Below are 15,768 nucleotides of genomic sequence, written 5' to 3'. Positions count from 1 at the left end.
GGCTCGAGCCGGTCGCAGCAGATCGCGACCGCGCGACAGATCGCCATGTACCTGTGCCGTGAGCGCACGAGCCTGTCGCTGCCGAAGATCGGGCAGCTGTTCGGCAACCGCGATCACACGACGGTGATGTACGCCTACAAGAAGATCAGCGAGCTCATGAAGGAGCGTCGCTCGATCTACAACCAGGTCACCGAGATCACCACGCAGCTCGGACGACGCTGACGCTCGTCGTCCTCCGAAAGAGGGGTGCAGGGTCCGTCAGGACGCTGCACCCCTCTTCTCGTCGCGGTGCGTGCCGATTCCGGCATCCGCTCGATGCCTTTTTGCACATGTGGATAACTTGTGGATGACGGCGCTCGAGATCGGGACGGATGTGGGGGAAAGTCGGCAACCTGTGGATAACCGCGTGACCGGAGACTGACGAGGGGATGCCGTCCACCCGCGGATTCCTCAGGGATTCCACAACTGACAGTCGTGTAGTTCCCTACTCGCGTCTGCTTTCCACCGACTTATCCACAGTATCCACAGGCGTTAACACCGTTAAGAAGTTAATTCGATTCAAGGGCGATCCGATCACCAGACGGTGGGGAAAGTCCGACGGACCGGTCGAATCACACGAGCGTAGGGATCGGAGCATCTGTGGGGCTAGCATGGGAAGCCCTGCACTGGCAGGACCGATCACGACGCGTCACAGAACGACGACAAGGGAGCACCCGTGAGGTTTCAGGTCAACCGCGATGTCTTCAGCGAGGCTGTGTCCTTCGTCGTCAAGCTCCTGCCGCAGCGCAACCCGCAGCCGATCCTGGCCGGAGTGCTCATCGAGGCGGATGACACAGGATTGACCCTCTCGGCGTTCGACTACGAGGCATCCGCGCGCACGACCATCGAGGCGACCGTCGAGACGCCGGGGACGATCCTCGTCCACGGCCGTCTGCTCTCCGACATCGCGAGCCGCCTCCCGAACGCTCCGATCGAGATCGCCGTCGAGGACGACGGAGGCATCACGGTCACCTGCGGATCCGCACGCTTCACCCTCGCTGCCATGCCCGTCGAGGAATATCCCTCGATTCCCGAGGTCTCCGGCTCCTCCGGCGTCGTCCCGGCCGACGAGTTCGGCACCGCGATCTCGCAGGTCGGCTTCGCCGCGTCCCGCGACGACGTGACTCCCGTGCTCACAGGCGTGCAGCTGGAGGTATCGGGTCAGAGCCTCAGCCTCGTCGCGACCGACCGCTACCGCGTCTCGCTGCGCGACGTTCCGTGGGACGGCGAGACCGTCGAGAGCACCGCTCTCGTTCCGGCGCGCACCCTGCTCGAGGTCGGGAAGACGTTCGGTCACGCCGGCACGATCCAGGTCGCGTTCTCCGGTGCGGGCGACCGCGAGATCATCGCGTTCACCGCCGGCAACAAGACGGTCACGTCGCTGCTCATCAAGGGCAACTTCCCGCCTGTGCGTCGACTGTTCCCCGAGCAGACCGACCACTACGCGGTCGTGAACACCGCCGACCTCGTCGAGGCCGTCCGTCGTGTGTCCCTCGTGCTCGACCGCGCGGCTCCGCTGCGCTTCACGTTCTCGACCGACAGCGTCACGATGGACGCATCGGGCAGCGAGCACGCCCGGGCCTCGGAGTCGGTCGACGCGATCCTCTCCGGCGGCGACGAGGTCACGCTCGGCCTCAACCCGCAGTACCTGATCGAGGCCCTCGGCGCGGTGAAGAGCGAGTTCGTGCGCGTGACGTTCACGTCGAGCGACAACGCGAACAAGCTGAGCCCGGTCCTGATCACCAGCCAGACCTCGGTCGACCAAGCGGGTCTGGACTCGTTCAAGTACCTGCTGCAGCCGAACCTGCTGCTCCGCTGATCCTCGTCGCCGGCGGCTCACTGTCGGAGGCCGAAGGTAGGCTGACTCCGTGATCGTGGAGCATCTGAGCCTGGTGGATTTCCGCAATTACGCGACCGCCGAACTCGCTCTCCACAAGGGTCCGAATGTGCTGGTCGGGCGGAACGGACAGGGCAAGACGAACCTCGCTGAGGCCGTCGTCTTCCTCGCCACACTCGGCTCGCACCGGGTGTCGTCCGACGCCCCCATGGTGCGCGACGGCCAGGAGTTCGCGATCATCCGTGCTCGACTGTCCCACGGTGAGCGCCGAGTCCTCACAGAGGTGCAGCTCAACCGACAGGGTTCGAACAAGGCCCGCATAAACGGCTCGCCGTCGAAGACGAGTGAGCTCCCGCGCTACGCGCACGTCGTGCTGTTCGCCCCGGAAGATCTGCAGATCGTGCGCGGAGACCCCTCGTCGCGACGTCGCTTCGCCGATCAGCTGCTGATCCAGCGAACCCCCCGTCTGTCGGCGGTTCTCGCCGACTACGACCGCGTGCTCAAGCAGCGCACCGCCCTGCTCAAGTCGGCGCGAGCCCGCGGCATCCGAGGCGACGCCCTCAGCACGCTCGACGTGTGGGACGACAAGCTCGTGGCCCTCGGATCGGAGATCATCGCCGCGCGCCAGCGACTGGCCGCCGATCTGCAGCAGCCCGTGAGCGACGCCTACACCGCGATCGCCGGTGCCGATCATCAGCCTCAGCTCGAATGGGCGCTCTCCATCAGGGGCGGCGACCCCGAAGAAGGCGAGGCCGAGACGCTCATCGGCGACGACGGATCACTCAGTCTCGCCAAGTGCGCCGAGATGTTCCGGGCGTCGTTGCTGGCCAAACGCACCCAGGAGCTCGACCGCGGCCTCACGCTGACCGGACCCCACCGCGACGATCTGATCCTGCGCGTCCGCGGCCTCCCGGTGAAGGGTTACGCCTCGCACGGGGAGTCATGGTCGGTGGCGCTCGCGCTCAGACTCGCGTCGGCCGAGCTGCTGCGCAGTGAATCGCCCGCCGGCGATCCCGTGCTGATCCTCGACGACGTCTTCGCCGAGCTCGACGCCGATCGTCGTCAGCGGCTCGCGTCGCTGACGGCCGGCTACGAACAGGTGGTCGTCACCGCCGCGGTGGAGGAGGATATCCCCGAGGTGCTGCACGCCCATGTGGTGCGGATCACCGCCGGCACCATCAGCGACGAACGCGCGCTCGCGCCCGGCGAGACCGCGCCTGCAGAGGATGCGAGCGGAGAGGAGACCGACGATGACTGATGCGCCGACCGCTCCGGCATCCGACGCCCCCGAGACCGTCGCGACGTATCTGCGCCTGCGCGGGCTCCAGCCGAGTTCGAAGAACTGGAAGCGCAAGCGGCGCATCGTCACCGATGACGACAACGCACCCTTCACCCCCGGACGCGATCCCGGTTCGCTCGGAGCCGTGCTCGACAAGCTCACGCGTGACGCGGGCTGGCAGACGACGCTCGCTCGCGAGGATCTCGTGCGACAGTGGGGCGATCTGGCCGGCGCCGACACCGCCAAGCACTCGGAACCCGTCTCACTCGAGCGGGGTCTGCTCACCGTCAAGTGCGATTCGACCGCCTGGGCGAAGAACCTCCAGTACATGCGCGGCACCATCCTCACCGAGATCGGACGACGGTATCCGGATGCCGGGGTCGAGAACCTCCGTTTCATCGGACCGGACGTACCCTCTTGGAAATGGGGTCCCAGAGTCGTTCCAGGACGGGGTCCACGCGATACCTACGGGTAGGGCACCATGCAAGGGGTCTGACACGCTCAGAGGGCCACACGCGGCCTCTGAGCGTCATTTCCGGTCGAAAGCCCGCTAGACTGGGAGTTCGACATATCGATGTGGAGACTGCCCGCTGATGACGCCTGAATCCCCTGCTGACGAGACGGAATCGACCGACGGAGGCACCCCCGAGAACGCGGGCACCCCGGCACCGAAGGCTCAGCAGCCCGGTGAGTACGGCGCCGACTCGATCCAGATCCTCGAAGGTCTCGAAGCGGTCCGCAAGCGACCCGGTATGTACATCGGCTCGACGGGACCCCGCGGTCTGCACCACCTCGTCTACGAGATCGTCGACAACTCCGTCGACGAAGCTCTCGCCGGATACGCCGACACCATCCTCGTCACGCTGCTCGAAGACGGCGGAGTGCGTGTGATCGACAACGGCCGCGGCATCCCCGTCGACCCGCATTCGTCCGACCCGTCCAAGTCGACCGTCGAGGTCGTGCTGACGATCCTGCACGCCGGTGGCAAGTTCGGCGGCGGCGCGTACGCCGTCTCCGGCGGTCTGCACGGCGTCGGATCCTCGGTCGTGAACGCTCTCTCCACCCGCTTCGAGGTCGAGGTCAAGCAGAAGGGCTTCGTCTGGCGGCACAGCTTCGCGAACGGCGGCGCCCCGCAGCAGAAGCTCGAGAAGGGCGAGGCGACCGCTCAGACCGGAACCGCGATCACGTTCTGGCCGGATGCCGAGATCTTCCAGGAGACCGTCGAGTTCGACTACGACACCCTCCGCACCCGCTTCCAGCAGATGGCCTTCCTCAACAAGGGCCTGCGCATCGAGCTCTCCGACGAGCGCCCCGGCTCCGCCTACGAGGTCGAGCACGAGGGCGAGACGATCACGAAGCAGCCGAGCGACGTCTTCTTCTACGAGCGCGGCCTCGTCGACTACGTCGAGTACCTGAACAAGGTGCGTCACGCCGAGGTCGTGAACGAGGAGATCATCGCGTTCGAGTCGGAGGACACCGCGCGCAAGATCTCGCTCGAGGTCGCGATGCAGTGGACCACGTCGTACACCGAGAACGTGTTCACCTACGCGAACACCATCAACACCCACGAGGGCGGCACGCACGAGGAGGGGTTCCGCGCAGCGCTGACCACGCTGGTCAACCGCTACGCCAGGGCGAACAACCTGCTCAAGGAGAAGGACGACAACCTCTCGGGTGACGACGTGCGCGAGGGCCTCACGGCAGTGATCTCGATCAAGCTCGGCGAGCCGCAGTTCGAGGGTCAGACGAAGACGAAGCTCGGCAACACCGAGGCGAAGGCGTTCGTGCAGAAGGTCGTCGGCGATCAGCTCGGCGACTGGTTCGACCGCAATCCCGCGCAGGCCAAGAACGTGATCCGCAAGGCGATCGACGCGGCCACCGCTCGTCTCGCCGCCCGCAAGGCGCGCGAGACCGCCCGCCGCAAGAGCGTGTTCGAGTCCGCGGCGATGCCCGACAAGCTCAAGGACTGCACGAGCAAGGACCCGTCGATCAGCGAGATCTTCCTCGTCGAGGGTGACTCGGCCGGCGGCTCCGCGGTGCAGGGCCGAGACCCGCACACGCAGGCGATCCTCGCGCTCCGCGGCAAGATCCTCAACGTCGAGCGGGCCCGCCTCGACAAGGCCCTCGGCAACAAAGAGGTCCAGGCGATGATCCAGGCCTTCGGCACGGGCATCGGCGAGGACTTCGACATCGAGAAGGCGCGCTATCACAAGATCGTGCTGATGGCGGATGCCGATGTCGACGGCCAGCACATCACGACGCTGCTGCTCACGATGCTCTTCCGCTACATGCGCGGACTCATCGAGGCCGGCTTCGTCTACCTCGCGATGCCGCCGCTGTACCGCTTGAAGTGGTCGAACTCGCCGCACGAGTACGTGTTCAGCGATGCCGAGCGCGACGCGCTGCTGAAGTACGGCCTCGACAACGGCAAGCGGATCCCGAAGGATGCCGGCATCCAGCGCTACAAGGGCCTCGGCGAGATGAACGCCAAGGAGCTGTGGGAGACCACGATGGATCACACCACCCGCACGCTCCGCCAGGTGACCATCGAAGACGCCGCGGCGGCCGACGAGATCTTCAGCGTGCTGATGGGTGAGGACGTCGAGTCGCGACGCAGCTTCATCCAGCGCAACGCCAAGGACGTCCGCTTCCTCGACATCTGACCCCACTACACACATATCTACATACCGCTCGGGGCGCAGACCCGGCGGACGGCAGAGGGCGGAGGAGTCTTGTCGGAGTGAGCATAGGGAGGGGCCCGCGAAGCGGGAGGGAACCCGCTCTGCGAACGAAGACAAGATTCCGTAGCCCGGTCACCAACAGAATCGAAACCACATGACTGACGACATCCGCCCCGAGCCGGAACACGATCACGGCCGGATCGACCAGGTCGATCTGCAGTCCGAGATGCAGCGCAGCTACCTCGACTATGCGATGGCCGTCATCGTGGGGCGCGCGCTCCCCGACGTGCGCGACGGACTCAAGCCCGTGCACCGCCGCGTGATCTACGGCATGTACGACGGCGGGTTCCGCCCCGACAAGTCGTTCTCGAAGTGCGCTCGCGTGGTCGGCGAGGTCATGGGTCAGTACCACCCGCACGGCGACTCCGCGATCTACGACGCCCTGGTCCGCCTCGTGCAGCCGTGGTCCCTGCGGTATCCGCTGGCTCTCGGCCAGGGCAACTTCGGCTCTCCGGGCAACATGGGCGCCGCGGCTCCTCGATACACCGAGACCAAGATGGCTCCGCTCGCGCTCGAGATGGTGCGCGACATCGAAGAGGACACGGTCGACTTCACCGACAACTACGACGGGCAGACACAGGAGCCGACCGTGCTCCCCGCGCGTTTCCCGAACCTGCTCGTCAATGGGTCGGTGGGCATCGCGGTCGGCATGGCGACCAACATCCCGCCGCACAACCTCCGCGAGGTCTCGGCTGCGGCGCTGTGGGCGCTCGACAACCCGGGACTGCCGCGCGAGGAGCTCGTCGAGGGTCTGATCCAGCGCATCCCCGGCCCGGACTTCCCGACCGGCGCGCAGATCCTCGGCACCAAGGGCGTGCAGGAGGCGTACCGCACGGGGCGCGGCTCGATCACGATGCGTGCGGTCGTCAACGTCGAGGAGATCCAGGGTCGCACCTGCCTCGTCATCACCGAGCTGCCGTATCAGGTGAACCCCGACAACGTCGCCGTGAAGATCGGCGATCTCGCACGCGACGGCAAGATCACCGGCATCGCTGACATCCGCGACGAGTCCTCCGACCGCACCGGTCAACGTCTCGTCGTCGTGCTCAAGCGGGATGCCGTCGCCAAGGTCGTGCTGAACAACCTGTATAAGCACACCCAGCTGCAGGAGAACTTCGGCGCGAACATGCTGGCGATCGTCGACGGCGTGCCGCGCACGCTCGGGATCGACGGCTTCGTCACGAACTGGATCACCCACCAGCTCGAGGTCATCGTCCGCCGCACGCGCTTCCGCCTCGCGAAGGCCGAGCGGCGCATGCACATCCTGCGGGGATACCTGAAGGCGCTCGACGCGCTCGACGAGGTCATCGCGCTGATCCGCCGGTCCGCGACCGTGGAGGATGCGCGCGACGGTCTGAAGACCCTCCTCGACATCGACGACGACCAGGCGCAGGCGATCCTCGACATGCAGCTGCGTCGACTGGCCGCCCTCGAGCGCCAGAAGATCCTCGACGAGGCCGCCGAGCTCGAGCGACTCATCGCCGAGTACAACGCGATCCTCGGTGACGAGGCTCTGCAGCGCGACATCATCCGCGAGGAGCTCACCGGGATCGTCGACCGCTTCGGCGACGATCGCCGCACGCACATCCTGCACGGCTTCGACGGCGACGTCTCGATGGAAGACCTCATCGCCGAGGAGGAGATGGTCGTCACCGTCACGCGCGAGGGCTACATCAAGCGCACGCGCAGCGACAACTACCGCTCGCAGCACCGCGGCGGCAAGGGAGTGAAGGGTGCGCAGCTGCGCGCCGACGACATCGTCGAGCACTTCTTCGTCACGACCACGCACCACTGGCTGCTCTTCTTCACCGACAAGGGCCGCGTGTACCGCTCGAAGACCTATGAGGTGCCCGAGGCCGGTCGCGACGCGAAGGGCACGCACGTCGCCAACCTGCTCGCCCTGCAGCCCGACGAGAAGATCGCGCAGATCCTCGACATCCGCGACTACGAGGTGGCCGACTATCTCGTGCTCGCCACGCGCGACGGACTGGTCAAGAAGACGAGCCTCGCGAGCTACGACACCAACCGTCAGGGCGGCGTCATCGCGATCCGTCTGAACGACGAGGACGAGCTGGTCTCCGCGCTCATGGTGAACGCCGAAGACGACATCCTTCTCATCAGCCGCAAGGGCATGTCGGTCCGGTTCAGCGCCACCGACGAGGCGCTGCGTCCGATGGGCCGTGCCACCGCCGGTGTGAAGGGCATGAAGTTCCGCGAGGGCGACAGCCTGCTGTCGGCCTCGGTCGCCGCTCCCGGTCAGTTCGTGTTCGTCGTCACCGACGGCGGGTACGCGAAGCGCACCGCGATCGACGAATACCGGGTGCAGGGACGCGGCGGATACGGCATCAAGGTCGCCAAGCTCAACGACGATCGGGGCACTCTCGCGGGTGGTCTGATGGTCTCGGAGGACGACGAGGTCTTGGTGGTTCTGTCCAGCGGCAAGGTGGTACGCTCTGCCGTGGCCGAGGTGCCCGCCAAGGGCCGCGACACCATGGGAGTGGTGTTCGCACGGACGTCGGAAGCCGACCGCATCCTCGCCATCGCCCGCAATGGTGAGCGGGGCCTCGCCGAGGAAGAGGAATCGGCCGAGGCGGAGTCGGACTCCCCCACCGCCTCCCCCGAGACACAGAACCCTGAGGACACAGACGCATGAGCACAGTAGCCGACAAGCTGGCGAAGAAGTCCACGCGCAAGACCGGTGGCAAGCAGGTTCGCCTGCGCCTCGTCTACGTCGACTTCTGGTCGGCCGTGAAGCTCTCGTTCCTGGGAGCCGTCGCGCTCGCGATCGTCACCATGGTGTCGTTCTTCCTGATCTACCTCGTGCTGCAGGCCACGGGCATCCTGTCCCAGGCCGACGACTTCATCGGCACCATCACCGACAACTCGGTGCGGATCTCCGAGATCGCCGGTCTGCCGCAGGTCATGGCCTTCGCGGCGGTCGTGTCGATCCTCAACCTGATCGTGTTCACGGTGCTCGGCGCAGTCGTCGCCGGCATCTACAACCTCGCCGTGAAGGTGACGGGCGGCCTGCTCGTCGGCTTCATGTCGAACTGACGCTCGCCAGGGTCAGAGACTCAGCCGAACGACGAGAGGGGCGGATGCTGCGGCATCCGCCCCTCTCGTGTTTCCCGCGCGATCGGGTAGGGAAAACCCGAACGGGTCTCTCCGGTTCCCTCGGTGTCGGCGTGATCACCGCGCCCGTACTTTGGAAGCATGATCACACAGACAGCCACGCCTTCCCAGGCCACGGCCGCGAAGCCGCCGCTGCGCCTCTTCCTCACCCTGCTCCATCTCGCGGGCGTCGGGGTGCTCGGCGGGATCATCTTCACCGCTCTCTCCGGACTCCTCAGCGCCGGGCTCGGTCTGCTGCTCGTCGCCGGCATCGGCATCGTCCTGCTCGTCGGTCTCGTCTACGCGCTGTTCGCGGTCGGCTGGTTCGAGGTCGCGAGAGTCAGCGGTCTCTACCGCAGGCCCATCGCGCCGCTGCGCTGGCGCCCCCGCGACCGTCCGGGCTTCTCGGGCTGGATCCGCGCCCTCGGCCGGCAGGCCATCGACGGCCGTATGTGGCGGGCCATCGCGAACTTCGCCATCTCGGCCGTGCTCGGCTGGATCGTGCTGCGCTTGGCCTGGGGCCTCGTGTGGTCGATCGCCATCTGCTTCGCCCCGCTCGTCGGTGCCGGCACCGTGATCGGTCCGTTCGGAGGGATGGGTATCACCGCTCCGTGGGCCCCGCTCGTCGGCATCCTCGGGATCGCCGTCTGCATCGCCGGCATGATCGGCCTCGCCGCCCTTCACCGTGTGCTGTCGCTCGCGATCGTGATCCGCGCGAAGGAGGCCGAGCTCACCGAGCGCGTCCGCACGAGTACTGCGCAGCGCGAAGGTGCGGTGCGTGCCGCCGACGTGGAGCGCACCCGCATCGAACGGGACCTGCACGACGGGGTCCAGCCCCGGCTCGTCTCGGTCGGCATGACGCTGGGGCTCGCGCAGCAGAAGATCGACACCGATCCGGATGCCGCGAAAGAGCTCATCACCGAAGCGCACACGTCGACCAAGGCGGCGATCACCGAGCTGCGGCAGCTGGCCCGTGGCATCCACGCCTCGGTCCTGGACGACCGCGGTCTCGACGCCGCACTGTCGGCGCTCGCCGGGCGGTCGCACATCCCCGTTCAGCTCGACGTGCGGATGGACGGGCGGTGCAGCCGTGAGGCCGAGGCCGCGGTCTACTTCTCCATCGCCGAGTCGCTGACCAACGCCGCCAAGCACTCTCGGGCGAGTGAGGCCCGCGTGACCGTGCGGCTGCGTGAGGGCGGTGTGCTCTGGGCCCGAGTCGAGGACAACGGAATGGGCGGCGCGCAGGTGCAGCCAGGCGGTGGCCTCGACGGCATCGCGAACCGCATCCTCGCTGCGGGCGGGACGTTCCGTCTCGACAGCCCGGCCGGCGGACCCACCAGTTTGGAGGTGAACGTGCCATGCGCATCCTGATCTGCCTGCTCTTCGACCAGCGCACTGACATCGACACGGACGGGGGCTTCCCATGCGCATCCTGATCTGCGAGGACTCCGTCCTGCTTCGCGAGGGTCTCGTCCGGCTGCTGGAGGACGCCGGTCACACCGTGGTCGCGGCTCTGCCCGACACGAACGGTCTCACCGAGGCGGTTCGGGCCGAGGCGCCGGAGCTCTGCATCCTCGACGTCCGCCTCCCTCCGACGTTCACCGACGAGGGGATCCGCGCGGCGCTCGAGCTGCGGGCCTCAGATCCGTCTCTGCCGCTGCTCGTGCTGTCGCAGTACGTCGAGGAGCGCTACGCGTCCGACCTCATCGCCGCTCAGGGCGGCCCGCTCGGGTACCTGCTCAAGGACCGGGTGGCCGACGTCGCGGAGTTCCTCGGATCCGTGCAGCGGATCTCGGAGGGTGCGACCGTGCTGGACCCCGAAGTCGTGGCGCAGCTGCTCACCCGGCGCAACCGCGACGACCGGATGATGCGCCTGACCGAGCGGGAGCGCACCGTGCTCGCACTGATCGCCGAGGGGAAATCGAACCAGGCGATCGCCGGACTGCTCTTCCTCTCGGAGGCGAGCGTCGAGAAGCACATCACCGCCATCTTCCAGAAGCTCGGGTTCGAGCCCGACGAGTCGGGCAACCGACGCGTCCTCGCAGCCCTCGCCCACATCGAGAACACCGGCGGAACCACCCCGCCCACCGGCCAGACAGGAGCCGCACGATGACCACTCCCCAGCACGACCCCGCACGCGACCCCCAGGGCGGGCAGACCCCGCTCACTCCTCCCCCGGCCTCCGGAGCCGAGGTTCCTCCTGCCGCCGCAGTGCCGCCGACCGGCGCCCCCGACAGCTCAGGGCGCGGACCCGGCGTCACCGCGATCCTCGTCACCACCGCGGTGATCGGCGGCATCGCACTGCTCGGCTCCGGAGCCACCGCCGCCGTCGCTGCAACCGGCACGATGCTCTCCACCTCGGGCGAGCGCGGAGACTCGGTGCAGACGATGGATGCCGAGGGCCTCACCAGCATCGATCTCGACGTCGACGCGGGCAACATGCGCGTCGAATTCGGCGATGTCGACGAGGCGGAGCTGTCGGTCACCAACGCCCGGAATCCCGGATGGACGCTCGAGCGAGAAGGCGACGAGCTCGTCGTCCGCAGCCCCGACTTCGAGTGGGGCTGGTGGTTCGGTGGATGGTTCGGCGATGACCAGTCGGCCGTGCTGACCCTCCCCGAAGACCTCCGAGGAGACGCCGTGGACGCCGATCTGACGCTCGATGCGGGCAGCCTCGACGTCGTCGGTGACTTCGGCGCTCTCGACCTCACCGTCAACGCCGGGGCGCTCGACGTCGAGGGCTCGGCCGAGAGCCTGGCCGTCGACATGAGCGCCGGCCGTGCGGACGTCGCTCTCGACGGCGTGGGCAGGGCCGACCTCAGCGTCTCCGCCGGCGACATGAACGTCGACCTCGCGGGCACCGCCCCGTCGTCGACGACGATCGATGTGAGCGCCGGGTCGCTCGATCTGACGCTGCCCGACACGTCGTACGCCATCACGCAGGACGTCAGTGCCGGCACGCTCGACGCCAAGGTCGACCAGGGATCGAGCAGCTCGCGCACCATCGACGTGTCGCTGTCCGCCGGAAGCGTCACTATCCGCCCCAGCGCCTGATCCGCATCGAGGGCGGGACTCTCCCGGGTCCCGCCCTCGATTCGGTATTTCCGAGAATCTCCGGTAAAGTCTTGGAGGTTGACGGGGCTATAGCTCAGGCGGTTAGAGCGCTTCACTGATAATGAAGAGGTCCCAGGTTCAAGTCCTGGTAGCCCCACTCCTTAACTCAAGAAGTACCCTCACGGGGCCTTAGCTCAGTTGGTAGAGCGCCTGCTTTGCAAGCAGGATGTCAGGAGTTCGAATCTCCTAGGCTCCACACTGTGTTGAGACAGTTCGAGAAGGCCCCGCCGTGTGCGGGGCCTTCTCGTTTCTGTGGTCAGCCGAGAGCGATCTGATAATGCGTCATGCCGGTGTGCGATGCGACCCGGTCATAGAGCGCTCGTGCCGTGGTGTTCGATTCCGCTGTGACCAGTAGACCTTGGCCGACCTGTTCTGCTCGGCCCAGGCCCGGACGTGCTCGATCAGCGCGCGCCCGATTCCGCCCCCGCGAACGTCGGGGGCGACGAACAGGTCCTCGAGGTAGCAGTAGTCCGTCGTCGTCCAGGTCGCGGGATGCGTCAACCAATGGACGATGCCCACCGTGGCGCCGTTGCTGTCGCGCGCGATCGCGCCATGGATGTCCGAGCGACCATCGATGAGACGTGCGAACGTCGCCGCCGTCGTGGCGTCATCGAGGCGCGCTTCGTAGAACGTGAGGTACCCGTTCCAGAGGTCGAGCCATTCGGCGTGGTCGTCGAGCGTGATCCGTGCGATCGAAGTCATGGATGGAGCTTAACGAGACGGCCCGTTCCCCGATCGCGCTGTCAACAGCCGCGTGGGTCAGGCGTGACCCGCGAAGCGGCGGCGCGTCTCGGCATCCGCGGTGTAGACGACCAGCTGCACGTCGGTCTGGTCCGATGGGCGCAGCTGGTGGTGCTCGAAGACGAGGCGGCCGAGGGTCGGATGCTGGAACACCCGCTCGCGCGACTCGAACCCGCCGACGCCGTGGCTCTCCCATCGCTCGCGGAAGTCGTCGCTCTCCTGCACGAGTCGCCCGATGAGATCGCGGTACCGGGGGTCGCCGAGCCGGGGACCCGCCTCCGCCCGGAACTCGGCGAGGAACCGCCGGCTGGTGTCGTCCCAGTCGTCGAGCAGCGACCGCACCGCGGGGTCGGTGAAGATGAGCCTCAGTAGGTTGCGCTCCTCCGGCGGGGTGCTCGCGACGTTCGGGTAGAGCTTCTCGTACCCGGCGTTCCACCCGGCGATGCCCCAGTCGGGAGCGAGTGCGTACGCCGGATGCTCGTCGAGGGCGTCGAGGAATCGCTGCACGTGCGCGGGCGCGGTCTCGACGGCTTCGCCTCCCCCCGGCCGCTGCGGAGCGAAGCCCGCGAGGGTGAGCACGTAGTCGTGTTCGGCGACCGTGAGGCGCAGGGTCGTGGCGACGGCATCCAGCACCTGACGCGAGGGGTTGATGTCGCGTCCCTGCTCGAGCCAGGTGTACCAGGTGACGCTGACGCCGGAGAGGTAGGAGATCTCCTCCCGGCGGAGCCCGATCGTCCAGCCGCGCCCGGCCGGGGGCAGGCCGTAGCCTGTGCGGTCGAGCTGTTCTCGTCGGGCGCGCAGGAAGGCGCCGAGCTCCTTGCGCTGCTGCTCGTCGGTGGCCACCTGACAAACCTAGTGCTCTCACTACTAGTGTCAGCGGCGACTTCCGCGAATCCCGGGAACACACGAGGGTGGGAGGATGCCCACTCCCCTCCGCTCCCGCACCGTGACCCACGGCCGCAACGCCGCCGGCGCCCGCGCCCTCTTCCGCGCAGCCGGTGTGAACGCCGCCGACTTCGGCAAGCCGATGGTCGCCGTCGCGAACAGCTTCACCGAGTTCGTCCCCGGCCACACGCACCTGCAGCCGGTGGGCCGCATCGTCTCCGACGCGATCAGCGCGGCCGGCGGCATCCCCCGCGAGTTCAACACCATCGCGGTCGACGACGGCATCGCGATGGGTCACGGCGGCATGCTGTACTCCCTCCCCTCACGCGACCTCATCGCCGACTCGGTCGAGTACATGGTCAACGCGCACCAGGCCGACGCCCTCGTGTGCATCTCGAACTGCGACAAGATCACGCCGGGCATGCTCATGGCCGCGCTGCGCCTCAACATCCCGACCGTGTTCGTGTCAGGTGGTCCGATGGAATCGGGCCGCGCCACGCTCGTGGACGGCAGTGTGCGCACGCTCGACCTGGTCGACGCGATCTCGGAGGCCGCGAACGACACGGTGTCGGACGCCGACATCCAGCGCATCGAGGAGAACGCGTGCCCGACGTGCGGATCGTGCTCGGGCATGTTCACCGCGAACTCGATGAACTGTCTCGTCGAGGCGCTCGGGCTCGCGCTGCCCGGTAACGGCTCGGTGCTGGCCACCCACACCGCTCGGCGCGCGCTGTACGAGCGCGCGGGCCAGGTCGCCGTCGACATCACCAAGCGCTTCTACGACGAAGACGACGCGTCGGTGCTCCCCCGCGCTGTCGCGAGCTACAACGCGTTCGAGAACGCCATGGCGCTCGACATCGCGATGGGCGGCTCGACGAACACGATCCTCCACCTCCTCGCCGCGGCCCACGAGGCCGGCGTCGCCTTCGGTCTCGACGAGATCGACGCGGTGTCGCGCCGCGTGCCGTGCCTCGCGAAGATCGCCCCGAACCCCGCGTACGGCCGCATGTACTACATGGAGGACGTGCATCGAGCCGGCGGCATCCCGCGCATCCTCGGCGAGCTGCGACGCGCCGGTGCCCTGAACGACGATGTGTCGTCGATCCACTCACCCTCTCTCGAATCGTGGCTCGCCGACTGGGACATCCGCGGCGGTTCGGTCTCCGACGAGGCGAAGGACCTCTGGCACGCGGCACCCGGCGGCGTGCGATCGTCGAGCGCGTTCTCGCAGTCCGAGCGCTGGCTCGAGCTCGACACGGATGCCGAGAGCGGCTGCATCCGCGACACCGAGCATGCGTACTCGGCCGACGGCGGCCTCGCGGTGCTCCGCGGCAACATCGCCGTCGACGGCGCGGTGGTCAAGACGGCGGGCGTGGACCCGTCCATCCTCGTGTTCTCCGGCCCCGCGGTCGTGTGCGAGTCGCAAGAAGAGGCGGTTGCGAAGATCCTCGGCAAGAAGGTGCAGCCGGGCGATGTCGTCGTGATCCGCTACGAGGGGCCGAAGGGTGGACCGGGCATGCAGGAGATGCTGCACCCGACCTCGTTCCTCAAGGGACGCGGGCTCGGCAAGGTGTGTGCGCTCATCACCGACGGCCGCTTCTCGGGCGGGACGTCTGGTCTGTCGATCGGACACGTGTCTCCCGAGGCGGCGTCCGGCGGAGTGATCGCGCTGGTCGAGGACGGCGACATCATCTCGATCGACATCCCGACGCGTGAGCTCACGCTGCAGGTCGACGAAGCCGAGCTCGAGCGCCGTCGCACGGCTCTGCTCGACCAGGGCGGCTATCGCCCGCGTGATCGTCAGCGCACGGTGTCGCTGGCGCTGCGCTCGTACGCGACGATGGCGACCTCGGCCGACCGCGGAGCGGTGCGCGATGTCGAATCCGTCGAGCGCGCGCTGCGCGAACAGGAGCTTCGCACGGCGTCCTCCCTGGTGTGAAAAACGGGGTGCGAGGGGCGGATTCATCCACAGCTGTGGATGAAGCTGTTAACAACTCTGACCTGGGATTCATGAAATTCAC

The 15,768-nt window shown here is 67.3% G+C and carries 13 protein-coding genes and 2 tRNA genes; 13 read left to right on the top strand and 2 right to left on the bottom strand.

Annotated features, from left to right (window positions below; translation table 11 throughout):
- The 12 genes from AUC47_RS05490 to AUC47_RS05435 all read left to right on the top strand — a co-directional run.
- On the top strand, window positions 1–222 hold a 222-nt coding region (locus AUC47_RS05490), incomplete at its 5' end, for a helix-turn-helix domain-containing protein (RefSeq protein WP_306453242.1).
- Window positions 223–715: 493 nt separating this feature from the next.
- On the top strand, window positions 716–1,858 hold the full coding sequence (dnaN, locus tag AUC47_RS05485; RefSeq protein ID WP_096714178.1) for a DNA polymerase III subunit beta: 1,143 nt from the start codon (window positions 716–718) through the stop codon (window positions 1,856–1,858).
- 49 nt (window positions 1,859–1,907) lie between these two features.
- Window positions 1,908–3,134, top strand: a complete 1,227-nt coding sequence (gene recF, locus AUC47_RS05480; protein ID WP_096714177.1) for a DNA replication/repair protein RecF — start codon at window positions 1,908–1,910, stop codon at window positions 3,132–3,134.
- Window positions 3,127–3,630 (top strand): DUF721 domain-containing protein, encoded by a 504-nt coding sequence (locus tag AUC47_RS05475; RefSeq protein ID WP_096714176.1) that lies wholly within the window; start codon window positions 3,127–3,129, stop codon window positions 3,628–3,630. Before recF ends, AUC47_RS05475 begins: the two co-directional genes overlap by 8 nt.
- Before the next feature lie 118 nt (window positions 3,631–3,748).
- Window positions 3,749–5,818, top strand: coding sequence for a DNA topoisomerase (ATP-hydrolyzing) subunit B (gyrB, locus tag AUC47_RS05470; RefSeq protein ID WP_096714175.1), 2,070 nt, complete (start codon window positions 3,749–3,751; stop codon window positions 5,816–5,818).
- A 172-nt stretch (window positions 5,819–5,990) separates the two neighbouring features.
- Entirely contained in the window at window positions 5,991–8,549 is a 2,559-nt protein-coding gene (gene gyrA / locus AUC47_RS05465; protein ID WP_096714174.1) for a DNA gyrase subunit A, read from the top strand.
- Window positions 8,546–8,950 carry a DUF3566 domain-containing protein gene (locus tag AUC47_RS05460; RefSeq protein ID WP_096714173.1) on the top strand — a complete coding sequence of 135 codons (405 nt, stop codon included), beginning with the start codon at window positions 8,546–8,548 and terminating at the stop codon, window positions 8,948–8,950. Before gyrA ends, AUC47_RS05460 begins: the two co-directional genes overlap by 4 nt.
- A 159-nt stretch (window positions 8,951–9,109) precedes the next feature.
- Complete coding sequence (locus AUC47_RS05455) at window positions 9,110–10,378, top strand: sensor histidine kinase (RefSeq protein WP_096714172.1); 1,269 nt, start codon at window positions 9,110–9,112, stop codon at window positions 10,376–10,378.
- 52 nt (window positions 10,379–10,430) lie between these two features.
- Window positions 10,431–11,120, top strand: coding sequence for a LuxR C-terminal-related transcriptional regulator (locus tag AUC47_RS05450; protein WP_096714171.1), 690 nt, complete (start codon window positions 10,431–10,433; stop codon window positions 11,118–11,120).
- A complete protein-coding gene (locus AUC47_RS05445) occupies window positions 11,117–12,061 on the top strand; it encodes a DUF4097 family beta strand repeat-containing protein (RefSeq protein ID WP_143740704.1) in 945 nt (314 codons plus the stop codon). The genes AUC47_RS05450 and AUC47_RS05445 overlap by 4 nt, the downstream gene beginning before the upstream one ends.
- Before the next feature lie 83 nt (window positions 12,062–12,144).
- Window positions 12,145–12,218 (top strand) — tRNA-Ile (locus AUC47_RS05440).
- A 26-nt stretch (window positions 12,219–12,244) separates the two neighbouring features.
- Window positions 12,245–12,317 (top strand) — tRNA-Ala (locus tag AUC47_RS05435).
- An 86-nt stretch (window positions 12,318–12,403) separates the two neighbouring features.
- Here the strand turns inward: AUC47_RS05435 and AUC47_RS05430 are convergent.
- Both AUC47_RS05430 and AUC47_RS05425 read right to left on the bottom strand, forming a co-directional pair.
- The gene (locus AUC47_RS05430) at window positions 12,404–12,823 is read right to left on the bottom strand and encodes a GNAT family N-acetyltransferase (RefSeq protein WP_256999454.1); all 420 of its coding nucleotides are present in this window, start codon (window positions 12,821–12,823) and stop codon (window positions 12,404–12,406) included.
- Window positions 12,824–12,880: 57 nt separating this feature from the next.
- Window positions 12,881–13,705 carry a helix-turn-helix transcriptional regulator gene (locus tag AUC47_RS05425; RefSeq protein WP_096714170.1) on the bottom strand — a complete coding sequence of 275 codons (825 nt, stop codon included), beginning with the start codon at window positions 13,703–13,705 and terminating at the stop codon, window positions 12,881–12,883.
- A gap of 76 nt (window positions 13,706–13,781) precedes the next feature.
- Between AUC47_RS05425 and ilvD the strand changes: the two genes are divergently transcribed.
- Entirely contained in the window at window positions 13,782–15,686 is a 1,905-nt protein-coding gene (ilvD, locus tag AUC47_RS05420) for a dihydroxy-acid dehydratase (protein WP_096714169.1), read from the top strand.
- Window positions 15,687–15,768 lie beyond the last annotated feature (82 nt).

The organism is Microbacterium sp. SZ1 (genome assembly GCF_002362255.1).
In the GTDB taxonomy this organism is placed as follows: domain Bacteria; phylum Actinomycetota; class Actinomycetes; order Actinomycetales; family Microbacteriaceae; genus Microbacterium.
Note: the sequence above shows the minus strand (reverse complement) of the source record. Positions and strands in the feature narration are given on the sequence as shown.